At 40.0% G+C, this 20,499-nt stretch carries 9 protein-coding genes; 3 read left to right on the forward strand and 6 right to left on the reverse strand.

From position 1 onward, the window contains the following. Positions 1 to 118: 118 nt before the first annotated feature. The 6 genes from BVC88_RS05790 to BVC88_RS05815 all read right to left on the reverse strand — a co-directional run bounded on the left by BVC88_RS05790 (position 119) and on the right by BVC88_RS05815 (position 12,052). The gene (locus BVC88_RS05790) at positions 119 to 7,090 is read right to left on the reverse strand and encodes a T9SS type A sorting domain-containing protein (protein WP_083639024.1); all 6,972 of its coding nucleotides are present in this window, start codon (positions 7,088 to 7,090) and stop codon (positions 119 to 121) included. A gap of 54 nt (positions 7,091 to 7,144) precedes the next feature. Further along, positions 7,145 to 7,687, reverse strand: a complete 543-nt coding sequence (locus BVC88_RS05795) for a phage tail protein (RefSeq protein WP_075349702.1) — start codon at positions 7,685 to 7,687, stop codon at positions 7,145 to 7,147. Positions 7,688 to 7,746: 59 nt separating this feature from the next. Further along, positions 7,747 to 8,292, reverse strand: a complete 546-nt coding sequence (locus tag BVC88_RS05800) for a phage tail protein (RefSeq protein ID WP_217694743.1) — start codon at positions 8,290 to 8,292, stop codon at positions 7,747 to 7,749. A 47-nt stretch (positions 8,293 to 8,339) separates the two neighbouring features. Next, entirely contained in the window at positions 8,340 to 9,110 is a 771-nt protein-coding gene (locus BVC88_RS05805; protein ID WP_075349704.1) for a hypothetical protein, read from the reverse strand. 796 nt (positions 9,111 to 9,906) lie between these two features. Further along, positions 9,907 to 10,971, reverse strand: a complete 1,065-nt coding sequence (gene corA, locus BVC88_RS05810) for a magnesium/cobalt transporter CorA (RefSeq protein ID WP_075349900.1) — start codon at positions 10,969 to 10,971, stop codon at positions 9,907 to 9,909. A gap of 364 nt (positions 10,972 to 11,335) precedes the next feature. Further along, positions 11,336 to 12,052, reverse strand: coding sequence for a hypothetical protein (locus tag BVC88_RS05815; RefSeq protein WP_075349705.1), 717 nt, complete (start codon positions 12,050 to 12,052; stop codon positions 11,336 to 11,338). 317 nt (positions 12,053 to 12,369) lie between these two features. Between BVC88_RS05815 and BVC88_RS05820 the strand changes: the two genes are divergently transcribed. The 3 genes from BVC88_RS05820 to tamL all read left to right on the forward strand — a co-directional run bounded on the left by BVC88_RS05820 (position 12,370) and on the right by tamL (position 20,459). Further along, positions 12,370 to 12,966, forward strand: a complete 597-nt coding sequence (locus BVC88_RS05820; protein WP_075349706.1) for a hypothetical protein — start codon at positions 12,370 to 12,372, stop codon at positions 12,964 to 12,966. Positions 12,967 to 13,177: 211 nt separating this feature from the next. Beyond that, positions 13,178 to 18,181, forward strand: a complete 5,004-nt coding sequence (locus BVC88_RS05825) for a translocation/assembly module TamB domain-containing protein (protein ID WP_245803600.1) — start codon at positions 13,178 to 13,180, stop codon at positions 18,179 to 18,181. Next, a complete protein-coding gene (tamL, locus tag BVC88_RS05830; protein WP_075349707.1) occupies positions 18,168 to 20,459 on the forward strand; it encodes a translocation and assembly module lipoprotein TamL in 2,292 nt (763 codons plus the stop codon). Before BVC88_RS05825 ends, tamL begins: the two co-directional genes overlap by 14 nt. The last annotated feature ends 40 nt before the right edge of the window (positions 20,460 to 20,499 follow it).

A 20,499-nucleotide genomic window follows, 5' to 3' on the forward strand; every position in this document is an offset into this window, starting at 1 on the left:
ACGTGCATATTCCCTATTCATCAATAAGTTTCACTTATTCCAATCCCTTTAAGTTCCAAACCACATAAAAAAAGCCTCTCCTTTTAAAAGGAGAGGCTTTCGCGTTAAGAATTCAATTTTACTTTTTGATCAATCTCTTATTCATGACGAGTTCGCCGGTTTGCACCTGAACTGTATAGAGTCCTGAACTCAAGTGACCTATATTTATCTGATATACAGAGTTTCCACTTTGAATGCCATCTTCCTCATAAACCAGTCTACCGACTGCATCAAAGATTCTGATTCCCACATTCACTGTTTGATCCAATTCAACTTCAAGAGTCACATCAGATTCCGCTGGGTTAGGGAACATGTTGAAGTCTCCGAATCTAGGCTCTCTGCTTAACTCAATTTCTCTTCCGATGGTCTGGCCAGCTCTGTCAGTACTAAAGACGGTGACTCTTGCTGTTAAAGGAATTGCAGTACCCTTCCAGATCAGCGAATTCCCAGCCAGGTCAAAATCAGAATTCTCAGCGATGGAATAGGTATGCTGATCATCTACAGAATCTATCGTTCTCAGATCACCGATGACGCTTCCGTCTTTGATGTCTCTTCGCATGATCGAATTGCTCAACTGGATATCGGTTGCCAAAGGCTTATCCGCCACAAGCACATTCACAGTGATCGGCTCTTCAAGCTCAAACCATTCGTTTTCTTGCACGTTAACTTTCAACTTATAAAATCCTGGTTGAAGAGCATTGTAAGATTTAAAATTGATAGTTAGCTTGATTTTCTTACTGTCAAACCAGTTTTCACTCTGAGAAAAGATTTTATCATTTATCACTTCAATTGGAGTATTCCAAGTAACAGCGATTAATTCAGGTTCTTCCTCCATTCTGTAAGTAGCGTTACAGTTTCCGATAAAGGACCCAGTACTTCCTGCGAGCAAGGCTTCGACTGCATTGGCACTGACACATATAGTTTTTCTCTTGCCATTCGGCATTATTTGACAGATCTGAACCTTGTTTTGTCCAGCCTTACCACAAGAGGATTCAACTGAGATCACCTTGGAGAAGATTTCATTTCCTACACACTTTCCATCTATAATCAACTCTACCTTGTATTCTTTCACAAAGTCACCATTTGCAACAATCTGGTAAGTTGAACTATTGGATCCTGAAATAAGAGTGAAAGATCCACCTTCATTTCTTTCGTACCATTTGTAAGATAATCCAGAATATGGAGAAGGCTGATAAGTTGCTGTCAAGGTAGTACTAGAAGGTAATCCTAGGGAACTTTCCGCTCCATCAAAAATGACCACATTGCCATTTGCATTTTTAGGAATACTTGAACTAACGAATGCCTTGAACACGGTCAATTGTGCAGTCGCCTGAGTTTGGGAATCGCTTAGATTTCCGGAGTTAGGAACGAATTCTGCTGAAATTGGATAGGACAATCCTGGTGTTAAACTAATGGTGAATGCTCCAGAGAAGACTCCATCAGTAACTGAGGTTACGTTGACAGTTCCTATCGAAGTACTACCGGTTTTGAAGGTAACTACTCCTCCAAGACTATTAATGTCTGATTGGATTCCAGTATTGACAGCTTTCACAGTCGCAGTTAACGTTACCTGCTCTCCGTCACAATTTGCTATAGAGTTACTAGTAGTAATTGTAGTTGGAGCCTTAATGATTTCTATCACTACTGAACCGTTGTCATCATTGTAGTTACCAGTCACATCGGTGAACATCCAGTTGGCTGTTCCACCTGGCACATTAGTGAAGCTAGCACCTACTTCAAGTCCTGCTAATATTTCGCCTGCTAGGCCTGTTACTGATCCAGTCGCTCCATGAGGTATTGCATCGTATGTTCCTGAGTAACCAGTAACAGCGATAGTCGCATTAATCTTATTGATCGCAAAGGCAGTCCAGTCACTGTATCCTGCAATGTATTCAGCATTACCTGCAAAATTCGATCTAACGCGGTAAGCCCCTGCATCCGTTGGTGCTCCTGCAATACCAGCCCAATTACTGCCGTCATACTGCTCGTATTCAAACGTCACCGGAGGATTCAAGTCTCCTTCCAAACCGGTAGCGCTTCCCGTAGCTTCAAACGGATTTCCATTATAGTCTCCACTCGCTCGCGTAACTGTTATTGTTGCTGCAATTTGATTAATAGCAAAGGCTGTCCAGTCACTAGACCCTGAGGTATAGTTCGTATTTCCAGCAAAGTTTGATCTAACGCGGTAAGCCCCTGCATCCGTTGGTGCTCCTGCAATGCCAGCCCAATTACTACCGTCATACTGCTCGTATTCAAACGTCACCGGAGGATTCAAGTCTCCTTCCAAACCGGCAGCGCTTCCCGTAGCTTCAAACGGATTTCCGTTATAGTCTCCGCTCGCTCGTGTAACTGTTATTGTTGCTGCAATTTGATTAATAGCAAAGGCAGTCCAGTCACTGGAACCTGAGGTATAGTTCGTATTTCCTGCAAAGTTTGATCTTACACGGTAAGCCCCTGCATCTGTTGGTGCTCCTGCAATACCAGCCCAATTACTGCCGTCATACTGCTCGTATTCAAACGTCACCGGAGGATTCAAGTCTCCTTCCAAACCGGTTGCGCTTCCCGTAGCTTCAAACGGATTTCCGTTATAGTCTCCGCTCGCTCGTGTAACTGTTATTGTTGCTGCAATTTGATTAATTGCAAAGGCAGTCCAGTCACTGGAACCTGAGGTATAGTTCGTATTTCCTGCAAAGTTTGATCTTACACGGTAAGCCCCTGCATCTGTTGGTGCTCCTGCAATACCAGACCAATTACTGCCGTCATACTGCTCGTATTCAAACGTCACCGGAGGATTCAAGTCTCCTTCCAAACCGGTTGCGCTTCCCGTAGCTTCAAACGGATTTCCGTTATAGTCTCCGCTCGCTCGTGTAACTGTTATTGTTGCTGCAATTTGATTAATAGCAAAGGCAGTCCAGTCACTGGAACCTGAGGTATAGTTCGTATTTCCTGCAAAGTTTGATCTTACACGGTAAGCCCCTGCATCTGTTGGTGCTCCTGCAATACCAGCCCAATTACTGCCGTCATACTGCTCGTATTCAAACGTCACCGGAGGATTCAAGTCTCCTTCCAAACCGGTTGCGCTTCCCGTAGCTTCAAACGGATTTCCGTTATAGTCTCCGCTCGCTCGTGTAACTGTTATTGTTGCTGCAATTTGATTAATAGCAAAGGCAGTCCAGTCACTGGAACCTGAGGTATAGTTCGTATTTCCTGCAAAGTTTGATCTTACACGGTAAGCCCCTGCATCTGTTGGTGCTCCTGCAATACCAGACCAATTACTGCCGTCATACTGCTCGTATTCAAACGTCACCGGAGGATTCAAGTCTCCTTCCAAACCGGTTGCGCTTCCCGTAGCTTCAAACGGATTTCCGTTATAGTCTCCACTCGCTCGTGTAACTGTTATTGTTGCTGCAATTTGATTAATAGCAAAGGCAGTCCAGTCACTGGAACCTGAGGTATAGTTCGTATTTCCTGCAAAGTTTGATCTTACACGGTAAGCCCCTGCATCCGTTGGTGCACCTGCAATACCAGCCCAATTACTGCCGTCATACTGCTCGTATTCAAATGTCACCGCAGGACTTAAGACTCCTTCCAAACCGGTTGCGCTTCCCGTAGCTTCAAACGGATTTCCGTTATAGTCTCCACTCGCTCGTGTAACTGTTATTGTTGCAGCGATCTTATTGATGGCAAAGGCAGTCCAGTCACTGGAACCTGAGGTATAGTTCGTATTTCCTGCAAAGTTTGATCTTACACGGTAAGCCCCTGCATCCGTTGGTGCTCCTGCAATACCAGCCCAATTACTGCCGTCATACTGCTCGTATTCAAATGTCACCGCAGGACTTAAGACTCCTTCCAAACCGGCAGCGCTTCCCGTAGCTTCAAACGGATTTCCGTTATAGTCTCCGCTCGCTCGTGTAACTGTTATTGTTGCAGCGATCTTATTGATTGCAAAGGCTGTCCAGTCACTGGAACCTGCAATGTATTCAGCATTACCTGCAAAATTCGATCTAACCCGGTAATCTCCTACATCCGTTGGTGCTCCTGCAATACCAGACCAATTGTTTGACTCAAACTGCTGGTATTCAAATGTCACCGCAGGACTTAAGACTACTCCATCCAAACCAGTGGCTTCGCCAGTAGCTTCAAAAAGATTGCCATCATACTCGCCGCTACTTCTGCTGACCGTTATCAAACTGGATTCAGTTGGACCATTAGGGCCTATATCAAAAGTAACAGAAGCAGAATTGGAATTCACCAATCCATCATTTGCCACAAAGGCTATAATACCTGCATCTGCTCCCAATAAACCCGGTGTCGGGGTGAATGTCGCTGCATCTAATGCTGTATTAATGGCCGCCAAGGTTCCTGCTGCTGTGAAGCTCGCAGAGCCGTTTCCCGATCCACCAAAGGTGATGCCCGTCGTACCAAGAGTGACAGTTCCTCCTGTAATGGTGAACGTAAGCGTCTGATCATCTCCATCCCCGTCAGCTACCTGAATGTCGTCTGCCAATGCTACGGCAACATCATCTTCGGTTACCGCAGGTGCAGTCGGTGCAGTAGCCACAGGAGCTATGTTTGCAATTTTCTGCTTGGTGTCAATGGCTGGATCACCAATATTTCCGGAAGGATCAGTTAACGTAACTGACAAAGTCACTGTACCCACTCCTAAGCCACTAAGGTCAATTCCCGTGATTTGATAAGTTGCAGAGGCTATGATTCCGCTGCCCATAATATTGGTTCCTCCACCATCACTTGAGAAGGTGTAATTATAGGTAGTGCCAATTTCCGCATCAGCAAAGGTAAAGCTTGCCGCATTGGCACTCTTCTCTCTGATTGGATCCTGATTAATTGTTGCTGAATAACCGGTAGGTGCATCAAAGTCACCACATAACTGTAGGTCGTCCAAGGCAAGGTAAATGAAGCTTCCTCCGATTTCTATTTCTAAGCCATCCACAAACGTGGTGGAATTATCCGCTCCGCCTTCCGTGGCAAAGTCAATGTAGAAAAATCCCTGGTTGGAGCTAAAGTCGGTCGGGAAACCCGTGGTTTTGGATATTGTATATTCGGTATTCGCCCCATTTTTACCGCGGATGGTTACCGTTCCGTCATTGGTAGGAAGCGGATTAGTTCCGGTATTGGAGGTAAGAAACAATGCCAGTTTACTGAACTTGACAGGAATGTCCAAAGACAAAGTGTAAGTACCGGTACCTGAATTCTCCAGATAATTGCTGGATGAGTTAATCCCAAAACCGGTTCTGTCCCTGACCGCCCAATTTCCTCCCAAGGTAATTGCCTTACCGTTGGAGGAGAAGAAGGTCGCCCCATTGGTAAATGACTCAAATGTCTCGATGTAGCAGGCACCCACCAGGTGGATTTCCCCATTCAGATATTCAAAAGGTGGGGTATTGCCCAGTGCATCCTGAATATTAGTTCCTGCATTCAATTTGATCTGAACCGAACCCTCTCCGCTTATGCCAGTAACACTTAAGGTATAAATGGATCCGGAACCTGAAATGCCCGTCAATGCTCCGGTTGCTGTTCCTGTCTTGAGCAAAGTGAAATCATCCAGCGTTACATTGCTGGCATCCTCGTCAAAAGTAACCTGGAAGTTAACCGTACCCGCAGTAGATAGAGAAGTCCCTGTTTTTGAAATACTTTGAACTACTGGTGCCTGGTTGTCTACGTCAGGGGCAGCCTCACAGAAATTCATGTTGTCAACCAACAATTCGATAAACCCTCCACTGATCGTAAAGACCAGTTCATCCACATTGATATTGCGATAATTCGAAGCACCAGCTGTTGAAAAATTGATGGTGAAAAATCCTCCATCGACAGTCGTCGTAGGGAATCCTGAATTCTTTGTAATGGTGTATTGATCAACCCCGCCTTTCTTGCCGGTAATGGCTATACTTCCCGTTCCGGTTGGATTGTCTCCATTGGTTTGATCCGAAAGAAACAGGTCAATCGTGCTCATAGTAAACTCAGATCCACTGCTTAGTGAAAAAGAGCCCACCGTATTGTTGTTTTTAATATATCCATTGGATTTTCCTGAGCCGAATCCGGTACGCTTCTCAATCTCAAATCCTGTCCCAAGTGAGAAGTTCACTCCGTTTCCATTGAATGTCTTACTTGCATCGGTCTCCGTTTCAAAAGTCTCCACAAAGCAGGGACCTACATAGTGGAGCTGTCCCGAGGTAAATGCAGGGGTACCAGTGATATCATCCACATTAGCGATATTCGTTCCTCCCTTTAAATCCAGTCGTATGGTTCCTTCCCCGTCCAAATTATTAACGGCTACAGTATAACTACTTCCCGAACCCGACACTGCCCCTACTGTTCCTGTAGTTCCGGCAGTAGTCAGTAAAAAATCATCCGAACTGACATTTTTAGCGTCTTTGGAAAAAGTCACCGAGTAATTGACCGATGTTGCATTAGTCAAAGGAGAACCCACAAGTGAGACACTTGTTACTAATGGAGGATCACTGTCTACCGGATTGACTGCTGGGCCAAATGAAAAATTATCTATAAATATATATATATCCGCTCCTTCAATCCTGATTTCATCTACGTTATAGAAATCCGGGTTTGCTGCGAAATTTTTGGCGCCGGTGACGTTACTGTCAAAATTGACGTCAACCGTAGAACCAACCTGCAACCCGCCACTATAGGCTTTTATTGTACCGCTACCTGAACAAACTATAGGACTTAGACATCCATTTTGAAGCCAAATGCTCAGAAGCTGAAAGGCTGTCCCATTTACTTTGGTGATTTTCCATCCTGTTACACCGAATTCAACTGTATTGGTATCATCCAATGCTCTGGTCCCTCCAAAGCCTCCAGTAGCTGAACTGACGAGTGCACCTGGATTTCCCCCGGAAAAAATCTGAAACCTTACGCCGGTATTATCATAGGTGTTTGTGCCATTTAAGGAATTCGGAGTTGGTGTAGTAATTTCATTAAAGGTTACTGTCGTTGTCTGCGAAAACGACAAATGAGTGATACCTGCAAATAGCAGAAGAAAAAAAATCAGGTTGGAGATGGAACGTTTCATCATATTAGTTTTTAAATAAAAATACCGACCCCAATCGGGGTCGGAATAAAATTGATATTAACTTCTGGAAGGGAAAATTCCCTGAAGCGCTATGATATAATTCATTGCTAAAGAAGGTTGCATATTATTGTGGGCCAGATTACCACCTGCATTACCAATACTGGCTCCCATCCCAACATTAGCCGCTCCAGTATTATACCCATTGACAGGAAATGCCGGGGCACTTCTTTCAATTGTCACACTTTCTTTTGCAAGTGAACTATTCGTAGGATCATTTGTATTTCCGTCCGTATTATTTGCTAAAAGTTGATGAGTATGAGCTGGCATTTCATTTGGAGTTAGAGTAACTGTCTCTTGACCTATTACTTCCCCTATTTGTCTTGGTGTTAGGCCAGGGCCATTTCCCATTCCCACAGCACAACGACCTTGCAAATTTGGTAATGCAAAAGTAGTTCTGCCATCTCCTCCATATTGAGTTCCCAGCAATGAAAATAAAGCAGAATACGAAGCGATAGATAATAATTGGCCATTGCAAAAAGCCCAGCCTCTAGGGGCAAAATTAAAGCCCACCATCATAATTTGTCCTAAAAAAGGTTCCATTGTACTATTAATTTAAGTTTAAATATCTATTTAAAAATTTTGATTCAGCTTTTTAAGTCTTAGCTCCTAGAAGGATATATTCCTACTAATGCAATCACATAATTCATTGTCAGAGATGGCTGCATATTGTTATGAGCAAGGTTACCACCTGAGCTTCCAACACTTGAAGCATTCATAGATACATTTGCTGCATTTGAACTATACCCATTGACAGGAAAAGCAGGGGCACTTCTTTCTACTATTACACTTTCTTTAGCAAGCGTATTATTCGCAGGATCATTTGTATTCCCGTCCGTATTATTTGCCATGAGTTGGTGGGTATGAGATGGCATTTGACTTACTGTAAGCGTCACTTCTTCCTGCCCCAGTTTCGATCCTTGTTGCCTAGAAGTAAGTCCTGGTCCCTGTCCCATTCCCACAGCACATCTGCCTCTCAAATCAGGGAGTCCAAAAGTGGTTCTACCATCCCCGCCATAGATGGTACCTAGCAATGAAAATAAAGCTTCATTCTCAGGAATAGGTAATAATTGTCCATGACATAAGGCCCAACCTCTAGGGGCAAAATTGCCTCCAAACATCATGATTTGTCCAATAAATGGTTCCATTATTATTCTTGTTTGATTATTGATATTTATTATATCTAATTCTTTTTCTAGTGATTGGAATACCCAATCAATCCTCCTCCACTAAGTCCAATTTCTGATATATCTGAATTTTTGTATTGATTTAGACTTAAGAGCACGGAACTACCACTTGCATTTTGTATGCTTTTTAACACACTTGCCTTTTTATCTTCATAGCTAAGGCTGCAAAAGACTTGTGAAACCCCAGAAGTATGCCGGGTAAAGCGTTCGACTAAAGTCTTTTCTTGAAAATCTGGAGTTGTTTTTATCAAGCAAAAAACCTTTTGACAATTGAATTCTTTTTTTAACTGAGAAACCATTCCATTGATTTGATCCACCTTTTTATCAAAATCAGCAGAGTCTAGTGGAAGAACTAAACCTATTATTCCAGTTTTAAAACCTCCAATCTTCCGAATTAAAAAATTTGAGGATTGTAAATCTGATTGATGGGCACTAATAGGTTCAATAATAGATTCATTTTTAACTGTTGAAAATTCATTTAGCGCATGATTAGGATCAGAGAATTTCGAATGAACATTTAATCTCACTAGTTCACTGGAAGAATCAATATTTATTGAAGAGGTTCCATCTTTCCCTGATGAAAAACGTCTGGACAAAATCAATCCATCTGCGGAATGAGGCAATCCAAACCGACTGGTGTTTAGTCCGCCTATTTGAGTTACTGAAGAAAAATCTTCTTGATTTGAGAATAGATTCTTAGAAAGTCCAATCCCTGGAATACTTGCTAAAAATGAAAATGCAGTTACTTTTCTCAAAAAATTTCTTCTGGTTTTTGTCATAATTTCAATGTTTTCTTAAAAAAAATTAACCTAGTGCTTTCTTGAGATAATTCAATTTGAAATTAAAAAAACACATTTAGTCAAATCCTCTCATTCTATATATAATCAACTCTATTCCAAACGATAACCTAAAGATATTTCCCATTATTAGGTAGTGGTTATTCTTCTTTTTTTAACAAGAATCCTCTTAAATAGTCCGGCATTTTTACAGGCAAAAAAATTAAGACCAATTTTGCATCGAATAGCTTTACCATTAGTACTTATTCAGATTTGATAGACTATTCAAATGATTTCAGGATAGTCTTCGTGTGGAAAAATGTGGATCCCAAAAGCCTTGCTGTTCCAGTTCTTGATCTATCTGAATATTAATTTCTTCGATTTTTTCCTGCAAACCATGATAATAAGTATGCAAGGTTTCCCTTAAAAAAAACTTGAAATCAAGGCGTTCTTAAATTCATCAAGTAAGTAAAAAAAGAGTAAAGGCTAGTTTCGGATTTCAATGAGGTATTTCTCTTCAATTTTTTTGGTTTGTACTTCGGTATTCCAATTATTAATCTGAACAGCAAACAAAATTCCAATCACTACTAGGATGATTTCACCTATAGCATACTTGAGGTATTTTCCAGTTTTGCCATTGGAGCGTAATTGCTGCCTGATTTTCTAAAAAATTTGATCATGATTTTTTTAAGTTATACTAATCGTAAAACTATTGTCTTATTTTAAAGAATTGCAAAGGCTCTTTATAAACTAAATATGCCAATCCTGTTCAGATGAACACTCAGGTTTTCTTATTTCTTCAAAGCCACTTTTTCCTTCTGAAATAAATCAGCATCGAAAATGCAACTAATAACATCACTCCCCACATGATATAATAACTATATTGATAATGGAGCTCGGGGACATTGTCAAAATTGGTTCCATAGATCCCGGCAATAAAGGTCAAGGGAATAAAAACTACGGAAAAGACCGTCAGAAATTTCATGATATCATTTAGCTTGCTGCTAATGGTAGTATGGTAAATATTCAACTGATCGGATAAAATCTCCCGGTAACTATCCGAGGAATCACTTGCCTGACTGATATTATCCTGAAGCTCCTTGAAGTGAACATAGGTGCTTTCAGTGATCAATTCAGACTCCATTTTAGCCAGGGAAAAAATCATTTCTTTGGCCGGTTTTATGTTTCTCCGAATGAAATTTAATTCGCGCTTATAGTTATTGATTTCATTAATCACATCCTGATTGGGATTGATCAGGAGGTTTTCTTCCAGTGTTTCGACTTTTTCGCCTAGCAGGCTGATCACATATAAATAGTTATCCACCACAATATCCAGCAAGGCAAAAGTCAAATAGTCCGTTCCCCCATTTCGGATTCGCTTTTTCTGTTTTCGGATTCGCTCCCGTACGGGCTCGAAGACATCTCCCTTATTTTCCTGAAAAGTAATCAGCACAGATTTGGTCAAAATCAAACTCAGATTTTCTACCATAATGGACCCGTTTTTTGGGTCTTGCTGCATCATTTTGATGGTGATCAAAGTGCAGTTATCATAATCAATGATTTTTGGTCGAGCCTCGGTATTGAGTACCTCTGCCATAACCATGCTATCAAAATCAAACGCTTCCGTTATTTGATCCATGATGGCCAAATTGTGAAGCCCATCAATATTCAACCAAGTAACGGTGGTTTCGTCTTGGTATTTACTGATTTCCTTTACTGTTTGAATTGAATCTTCGCTCAAGCTATTTGCGTCGAAATTTATAATCCTGAGCAACACTTGATCAATCTTTTTTTCTCCACGGAAGATTAATTCATCTGGCGATTGACCTATTTCTTGCTTTTGTTTCTTCGAATATCTTGCCATAAGTTTTAATTTTTTGAAGGGCATTTAGCTAAAATTCGTTGAGTTGAAATCATATGCATTGAACTCATTTAGAACAAAATTCAAGGCTCTATTTCAATTTTCATTCTGAAAGGAGAAATTATCTGCTTTGGATAGCTTTGATTACTTGAACAGTGTTTCAGGTGATTTACCAAACTTAACTATCCAACAATAAGCTTTTGCTTAATTTATAAAAAAAGACCAACAATGGATTTTCTAAGAACCTGAATAAGATATACTCAGAATAAGAGGAGGCGTTTCCGGAACAAGCATTTTCTACCGCTAAAGAGAGAGAATAAGTTCGGAACACCTGAATTGATCTTTTACAAGTGAAAACGAATCAACTTTAGCCGACTACCCAGGAACTGAAGGTTTTCCAGAAGTCGAATTTGTAAAAATACAGAACCGAGTAATGGTACATCAAAACCACCAATAAGGCAAAAGGGAAAACATTCCATCGCTTATGCGATTTCCAATCCCAAATACTTAGCCCTACTAAAATCAAATCCGCCATGAGGAAGCCTACCACTGGTAAAATAGGATTCCCTTCGATGGTGTAGAGATGTGGAATTAATGATGGGAAATAAAACCCTATAATCCGATCTGTAGCAGGTGTCACCATAGGGAAAATGGTGCAGATCATATATCGTGCATGAAGTCCAACCCTTTTTTTATGATAGATCGAAAGGCCGTAAAAAATCACAAAAGCAATCAGTGCGTTGATCACCAAAGCCACAAAAAAGTAATCCATTGTACTTAGCTGTACTCCATTGAGTTTATATCGCAGTAAATCAATCGTCGTGAAAATCAATATCGGTACGAGCACATAAGAAAATTTACCAATAGACTTATGTAGGGAGTTCATTCTCGCCCGAATCAGAAAAGGCTGTACAACCAGCATCAAACACCAAATAATCAACGCAATGCCGTGTGTGTGCATGCGATAATTCTCCTGATCCAGAATCCTGGTAAAGTAAGTAAACCAGAAACCTATCAGGATTAAGACAAAGAAGCCCGCAAAAAAGTAATGGCTCCGTTGATTTAGCTGCTTTTCTAATTTCATCTGTTTATAATTGTTTTTTAATGGTCATATGGAATGCCCTGATCCCGATATTTATCGGGACATTCCCCTCCCGAAACCAGTTCGGGACAAATTGTGTGAGAAGCACCTCTCATGGGCATTTCATGTCTTTAAATTTTTACCCTTTTATGAATATTCCTTGGGCGATTTTGGGAAAATAAGTTGGCTGACTGGGTCTATTTGGCTGGTATTCATATTAAAATGAGTTATTTATCAGCTGAAAAATAAGAAAGTTTAGAATTTCTGTAACAAATCCTAATTTTCTCCCTTCTTCAATCAAATGATAAATTTAACGCCTAATGAAGCTTAAAAAACTCATCATCCAAGGCATCTCTGTTTTCTTAGGTTTTACTTTTTGGGGATCGGGAATGGCAAAGCTATTCTTTGAGCATAAGTTTTTTGGCTGGATGGGACCGGTCTGGTTGATCGATGAACTGGCGAAATATGACCTTGGGTTTTATGGTGCTTTTATAGCCTATTTCCAAGTCATAATCGGCTACTTACTCGTTACCACACGGTACAAATTGCTGGGCAGTATTATGATGCTTCCGCTGTTGGCCAATATTCTGATGGTGACTATTTCCCTCCAATGGAAGGGTACACCTTTTGTGATTTGCTTTTTTCTACTTCTCAACACGATCTTGCTTTGGCAGTACCGTGACTTTTTTAGGCCTTTAATTGACGAGGGAAAAAGTAGTGCAGACATCAACCGCAGAACTCCCAAAACTTGGTCTGGACACTTGGTTTGGCTCTCCGGTTTAGGTTTACAGATTCTTGCAATCGCGGTTTCCTATTACCATTGGCCCCTTTCTTTAGGAATTTCTCTGGCGGGTTTGGTCATTTCTCTTATGAGTTTTGTAGTGGACAAAAATCATACAACAGGATTAAAATCATAACCAGAATTAATAAGCCCTCATCTATCTTATTTTTCTTCCTGGCTTCTCGATTTTCCCAGCTTCTTTTTGCAGAAGAACCAAAAGGGTAAGACCAAAAATTATTCTTTTCTTAACAATGTGGCTTACTTCTTGGTCTTTTATAAAGGATATTTCAACTTGTATTTGAATCAATCTTTTAACTGAAATCATAAAAAAGTACCTGCTCAAATTTTTGAAGATCCTTGGCATTTCAATAGGTATTCTATTGATTCTCTTCATTGCCTTGATCTTTTTTATTCGAAGTCCTTGGGGGCAGGGGATAATAGTGAACAAAGCAACTACCTATCTTCAAAATAAAACTGGCGCTGAAGTAAGCGTAGGGAAGCTTTTTATCACATTCTCAGGAAATGTCAGCCTTGAAGAGTTTTATATTTCGGATATTGATGGAGACACCTTGGTCTATTCAAAGAATCTGGAAGCCGGAATTTCATTTCTTCCACTGATTCAAGATGGTTCTATCCATGTAAGCAAATTCAATTGGGAAGGTTTAACAGCCAGAATTAAACGTCCCGAAAGTACTGGGAAATTCAATTTTGAATACCTGATTGAAGCATTTTCGTCTACTGATGAAGCAACAATTGCTGCTGATAGTACAGCAACCGATAGTGCTTCTTTAAATATTTCACTTTCGCCAGTTACGCTCAAAGATTTTGACATCACTTACCTAGATGAAGTCTCTGGGATTGAAGCCCAATTAAAGCTTGGAGATTTTGAATTGGCTATTCCAACCTTGGATTTGGAAAGTTATGTTTTTGGGATTAAGTCAATCTCTCTTGAAAAAAGCAGCATTCAATACAAACAAACCAAACCTTTTCCTGCATCTGAAGAAACTGAGGAGGAATCCATTTTGCCGATTATTCGAATCGAAAATCTATCCCTTAGCGACATCACTTTAGATTATGATAATCCTGTTGACCGGCAATTAGCAAGGGTAAAAATCGGAGAATTGACACTTCAGATTCCTGAAATAGATTTATCAAATCAAAACGTAGAGATTAACCAAATCAGCCTTTCGGAGTCCAATATTTTATACCATGATTTTTCGACACCAGACAGTCTCTCTCCCAATTCTATAGAAGCTGATTCTTCTTCATTCACATGGCCAAACTGGAATGTGGATTTAAAAGCGCTTGCATTGAATAACAACCAGATTGAATACAAAACCAAAGACCAAGAAGCTCAGGTTGGAGTTTTTAATCCAGAAGTAATCCTTCTCGAAAATTTAACTTTAGAAGCTAGTGATATCTATTTGGCAGATGAATCAGCAAGCTTCAACCTTGAAAATTTCCATTTTTTAGAAGCAAGCGGGTTTGAGTTGAAAGACTTGATTTTAGCATTAAAAACTACCGGTAATGAGACCGATATTTCAAGGTTCTTTATACAAACCAACAAGAGTCTTGTTGATTCAAAAGCTAATTTAACCTACGAATCTATCCAGCAATTGATAAGAAATCCGGAGCTGGCAAAATTAGATTTAGAAATTTCTGACCTTGCCTTGGATGTAAGAGATAGTTACTTCTTTGCTCCAGAATTGGTAAATGATACACTAATCCAAGAACTAGCAAAATTTCCTTTTTTGGGCGATTTATCGGTTAAGGGAAATTTGTCTGAATTAGAAATCCCACAATTAAATATCTCCTGGGATGAAACAGAATTTCAAGCGAAGGGAAGTGTTACAAATGCCTTGATCATTGATTCTTTGTTTTTTGACTTTCCTGAAATCAATTTTAAAACCAATAGAGGTACAATCAATCGATTTGTATCCGAATCAGATTATGGAATTCAATTGCCGGAGCAATTGGATCTTCAGGCAAATGCAAGAGGAACATTGGAAGATTTATTAGCCGACTTGGATTTGCTCACTGATTTAGGAGAGATAAAATTGGCAGCCCGCTACCAAAATCTGGATGAAATCGCTTTTGACGTAGCACTTCAATTAACAGAACTTCAACTGGGAGTATTACTTAAAAACCCAGACTTGGATACTTTATCCCTTGATCTTAAAGCGAAAGGAAATGGTACTAGCATTTATGATCTGAATGCAAGTCTTGAGTCCGATTTTGAACAATTAAATCTATATGGATCTGATTATTCCGGGCTTCAATTAAATGGGGATATCATTAACGGATCTGGCGATATCAGCCTTTTTCTGGATTCAGATTATTTGAATTTTGATTTACTAAGTTCCGTCGCGCTGGATTCTGTTAATTCAAAAGTTAGTCTTGCGCTGGACCTCAAAGGTGCGGATTTTTATGAGCTAGGAATTTCCTCAAAAGAATCCAGAGCTAGACTAAAACTTGATGCAAACTTCGAGGGGAATTTAGATGATTTCAATGCCTCTGTTTTTTTACATGACGGTTTGGTGTTGCATGACAAAAAAAATTATCCAACTGGCCAACTTAATCTTCAGGCACTTGTAAAGCCAGATTCCACAAGCGTAACCATTGACAGTAAACTGGCAAAAGGTTTTATCGAGACTAACACTAATCCATCAGCATTGGCTCAAGCTATTGAGAATCATTTCCTCCAATATTTAGGACAAAAAGATTCGGCCCAAGTAGCCCTCGATCGTAACATCGTGATGAATATGGATATATCAATTTTTGATGATCCGATTTTAGGTGAGGTTTTATTTCAAGGGCTGGAGCAGCTAGATTCCGGAAAAATAAAATTGTCTTATTTACAAGATTTAAACTCTCTTACAGCGTCGGTTGATTTTCCATATATCGATTATTCAGGAACCTTGATTGATAATTTAGGGCTTGATATCACATCAAATTCGAGTAATCTCAATTTTGATTTTGGTTTTCAAGGATTGGCTTCCGGTCCTTTAAAAATCGGAAACACTTCCCTGACTGGTGAATTGGAAGATTCAAGAATTAATTTCGAGTTCAACTCTTTTGAAGAGGAAACGCAACTTTACAATGTGGCCTATGATATCGGATTAGATGGGGACACACTAAGTATTCACATCGATCCTGAAGATCTAATTCTTAACAAGAATAGCTGGACCATCCCTGCTTCCAATCAAGTGCTTTATTCTGAAAACAGTTTAAGTTTTAGAGATTTCAGCTTTTCTCAAAATGGACAGGAACTTTCTCTCAGGAAGAATATTGAAGGCTTTACTGACGAAAATATTGCTATCCTTTTTCAAAATTTCAGGCTTTCCACATTTACCAGCCTATTGAATCCGGAGGAAATTATAGCCGGAGGAAAATTAAATGGGCAGTTGGTCGTAGAGAACCCTTTTGGAGCAATCGGCCTAATGGGAAATCTAAAAATCGATAGTCTTCAAGCCGTGGGAGTGCCACTTGGCAATCTAAGTCTTGATGCTACAGCGAAAAACTCGGGAGACTACATTTTGGCTTTAAAATTAAGAGATGGGGGGATTGACCTGGACATGGATGGAGAATTCGTGGCAGATGAATCCGGAGGGGAATTCAATCTGACGCTTGATCTTCTCAAAGCAGAAATGACAAAAATTGCGGCCCTTTCCCAGGATCAAATTTTAGAAGCTTCGGGGTATTTGGAAGGTAAAGTAAGTGCAAGCGGGAAAACTAGCGAACCAAAATACCAAGGAGAATTTCAATTTCATGAGACCTCATTTGTACCAGCACAACTAAGTACTAAGTATCTTTTGTCGGATGAAAAAATCACGCTAGACAATGATGGAGTCTACTTCAATCAATTGACAGTCCGAGATGCTGACGACAATAAATTCACAGTTGATGGAGAGATCTCGACAAGTGATTTGACCAATCCTCGTTTTGACCTAAACCTGGTTGCCAAAAACTTTATGGTGGTGAATTCCACCAATATAGAGAATGAATTATTATATGGACGTGGAACCATTGATGCAGACGTATCCATCAAAGGGAATCTAAATCTCCCAATTGTCAAGGCCAATTTGAATATCAAAGAAAATACGGATTTGACATTTATAATCCCTGATTCACAACTTGATCTGGTAGAGCGAGACGGCGTCGTAATATTTGTAAACAAAGAAAATCCAGACGACTTTTTAACAAGCCAAACAGAAGAAAATACCACAGCATTTTCCGGTTTTGATATTCAAGCGCTATTAACCGCTGATCCAAAGGCAAAATTCAAGGTGGTCATCGATCCAAAAACCGGTGACAACCTTTTACTATCCGGAAGTGCCGATCTGCAAATGGATATTAATCCCAATGGCAGAATCACGCTAAGTGGAGCCTATGAAATAACAGAAGGACATTATGAAATGTCACTTTATAATTTGATCAGTAAAAAATTCTTGATCAATCCTGGAAGTAGAATTACCTGGAATGGTGATCCGATGGATGCAAATCTGGACATCCGAGCTATTTATGAGGTGAAAACTCCTGCCACAGAATTAATGTCTTCTCAAATTACCGGAAGTAATCAAGACACTAAGTCTCAGTACAAAACCCGACTTCCATTTTTGGTATACTTAAATGTAGCTGGGGAGTTGCTGAAACCTGAAATTTCCTTTGCTTTAGATATGCCGGAAAATGATCGTGGAGCATTGGGAGGAAGTGTATATTCCCAAGTTTTGCAACTCAATGAACAAGATGATGAGTTAAACAAGCAGGTTTTCTCCCTTCTGGTTTTGAATAGATTCTTCCCTTCCCAAGGAAGTGATGGATCAAGTGGTGGTGCCGAAGCGATTGCCAGAAATAGCGCTAGTCAGATACTTTCAAGTCAAATGAATGCCCTTTCGAGCAAATTGTTTGGGGATAGTGGATTTCAAGTTGGGTTCGATTTTGACTCCTACCAAGATTATCAATCAGGAAGTGGACAGAACCGAACTGATTTAAATATAAATGCTCAACAAAGCTTATTCAATGATCGTCTCGTGGTCGAAGTTGGCAGTCAGGTGGATTTGGAAGGAAGCTCACAAAACACCGATCAAGCAAATTCCCTCCTGGCGAATATCAGTATTGAATATATGCTAACTGATGATGGTAGGTGGAGAATAAAAGCGTTTCGGAAAAATCAATTTGAAAGTATTATTGATGGTCAGCTTGTAGTTACTGGGGCTGGTTTGATTTTCAACAGAGAGTTCAATGGATTCCGTGAACTTTGGAAGACTCCTGTGCAAAAAGAAAATAAAACTAACCCGATCGATGAGTTAAAAGAAAAGCAGCAAAATAGGGAGGAAGATGAAAATAAATAAAAACATACTCTTCTGTTTTTTGGCTGTTATCTCAGTCTCAGGATGCCAAATAAAAAAGCATATCCCTGAAGGAGAACTATTATATACCGGCGCTACACTTGAAATTGAAAAGCCAGAAGATTTGGAGGATTTCAAACTTGTTGAGGAAGAACTGAACGCCTTGCTAAGTCCGGAACCTAACTCGAAATTTTTAGGAATGTACTTTGGACTTTGGGCTCATTACAAATCAGAAAAAGAAAAACCCGGCTTTATCAATCGCTTTTTGAACAAAACATTTGGACAAGAGCCTGTCTATTTCAGTCAAGTGAACCCATCTAGAACCGAGGAGCTCATTCTCAATCGGCTGGAAAGCAGAGGCTTTTTCTATGGCTCTGCCAGTTCTGAAGTAAACCGGAAAGAAAAGTTTGCTGATGTAAAATATGCGGCAAAAGTATCTCATCCCTACGTCTTAACAGAACTGCAACTTGATAGAGACTCTCTTCAAATTGAGCATGAAATACAAGAAATTATACAGCATACCGAATTAAAAGCAGGAAGCCGCTTTGATATAAACACTTTGAATCAAGAAAGAGATAGAATTGATGCAGTGCTAAAGCAAAGGGGGTATTACAACTTTAACAATGATTATTTAATCTTTGAAGCTGACACGAATATTTCTGATTCTGCCAGATTGTTCAAACTCTATTTAAGACTTAAAACAAACGCCCCTGAAAATGGCCTTTTGCCTTATCAAGTGGATCAAATTCAGGTATTTCCTAATTACTCTTTAGATGAAAGTGGGGAAAAACTAGACACTGTAAGTCTTGAGGGAAAAGAATTTATCCAAGGCAATTTTGTCTTTAAACCAAAGCTGCTAAATGATTACATTCTTATCGAGCAAGGGAAGAGATATGATCCGACTAAATCTCGACTCTCTAGCAACCGATTAAGCTCCATTGGGAATTACAAATTTGTAAACCTTCGATATGAAGAATTGAATAAAAAAGATTCGCTTGGGCATCTAGCCGCTAGTTTTTACCTCTCGCCCATGACGAAGAGATCTGTTCGAGCGGAACTTTTGGGAGTCTCTAAATCCAACAATTTTGCAGGCCCAGCGCTAAATCTAGTCTATAGAAACAGAAATATATTCCATGGTGGAGAAACCTTCAATGTGACCGGTAATATTGGATATGAAATCCAAATCGCTGGTGGAGAAAATAGATCAAAATTACAATCGCTTCAACTTGGTCTAAAGGCTGATTTAATTTTCCCAAGAGTAATCTTCTTCGTCCCCATCAAAGAGAAGTTTAGCTATTCTGTGCCAAAAACTAAAATAAGTCTAGGTACAGAATATTTAAGCAGAGGAGGGTTATACAGGCTCAATTCATTTCTCACATCTTATGGCTACTTCTGGAATGCAAATCAATTTGCCTATCATGAAATCAATCCAATCAGCGTAAACATTGTAAATCTTTCCCAGTCTTCACCTGAGTTTGATGAAATACTGGAGAATAATCCCTTCCTGAAGAAAAGTTTTGAACAGAGTTTTATTGCCGGAATCAATTATACCTTCAATTACAATAAGATCAATGACCGATTCAGAACTCATGGGTATTTCTTTGGACTCGGTCTTGACTTCTCCGGCAATACACTTCATGGAATTGATAAACTTTTAGGAAAAGGTGATGGAAAGGTCTTAGGTCTTGAGTATGCCCAGTACGCCAAAATAGATTTAGACTTTCGATATCACTTCAATTTCACAAATACCCAAACCATAGCCACCAGGCTGTTTGCCGGTGTAGGATTCCCTTTCAATAACTCCTCTTCGCTTCCTTTTTCCAAACAATATTTCTCCGGTGGACCAAACAGTATCCGAGCTTTTAGAATTAGATCCATTGGCCCGGGGAGCTATAAACCAGAGGTAATTGATGACAATTCTTATTTTGACCAGTCAGGTGATATTCGGCTGGAAGGAAATATTGAATACCGATTCCCAATGGTATCTTATCTGAAAGGAGCACTGTTCTTGGATGCAGGAAACATCTGGCTGATGAATGAAAATGAAGCATTGCCCGGAGGTAAATTCAGCTCAAGTTGGTGGAAAGAAATTGCGATGGGAACAGGTTTCGGGTTGAGAGTTGATATAGAGTTTTTTGTGATTCGGTTTGACATCGCCACCCCTTTGAGGAAACCGTTTTTACCAGAAGGCGAACGCTGGGGAAACTCATTCGATATTGGGAGCAAAACCTGGAGAAAAGAAAATCTGATCTTTAATTTTGCGATTGGATATCCATTTTAATTGACGCTTCCAAAAACAACAGCAGTTTCAATCTGGTAAC

Origin of the sequence: Algoriphagus marinus, assembly GCF_001936475.1 — a bacterium.
Classification (GTDB): domain Bacteria; phylum Bacteroidota; class Bacteroidia; order Cytophagales; family Cyclobacteriaceae; genus Algoriphagus; species Algoriphagus marinus.

Bases quoted from the DNA above. Each gene is read 5' to 3' on its own strand.
- BVC88_RS05790 (WP_083639024.1), bottom strand. From the start codon at position 7,090: ATGATGAAACGTTCCATCTCCAACCTGATTTTTTTTCTTCTGCTATTT.
- BVC88_RS05795 (WP_075349702.1), bottom strand. From the start codon at position 7,687: ATGGAACCTTTTTTAGGACAAATTATGATGGTGGGCTTTAATTTTGCC.
- BVC88_RS05800 (WP_217694743.1), bottom strand. From the start codon at position 8,292: ATGGAACCATTTATTGGACAAATCATGATGTTTGGAGGCAATTTTGCC.
- BVC88_RS05805 (WP_075349704.1), bottom strand. From the start codon at position 9,110: ATGACAAAAACCAGAAGAAATTTTTTGAGAAAAGTAACTGCATTTTCA.
- corA (WP_075349900.1), bottom strand. From the start codon at position 10,971: ATGGCAAGATATTCGAAGAAACAAAAGCAAGAAATAGGTCAATCGCCA.
- BVC88_RS05815 (WP_075349705.1), bottom strand. From the start codon at position 12,052: ATGAAATTAGAAAAGCAGCTAAATCAACGGAGCCATTACTTTTTTGCG.
- BVC88_RS05820 (WP_075349706.1), top strand. From the start codon at position 12,370: ATGAAGCTTAAAAAACTCATCATCCAAGGCATCTCTGTTTTCTTAGGT.
- tamL (WP_075349707.1), top strand. From the start codon at position 18,168: ATGAAAATAAATAAAAACATACTCTTCTGTTTTTTGGCTGTTATCTCA.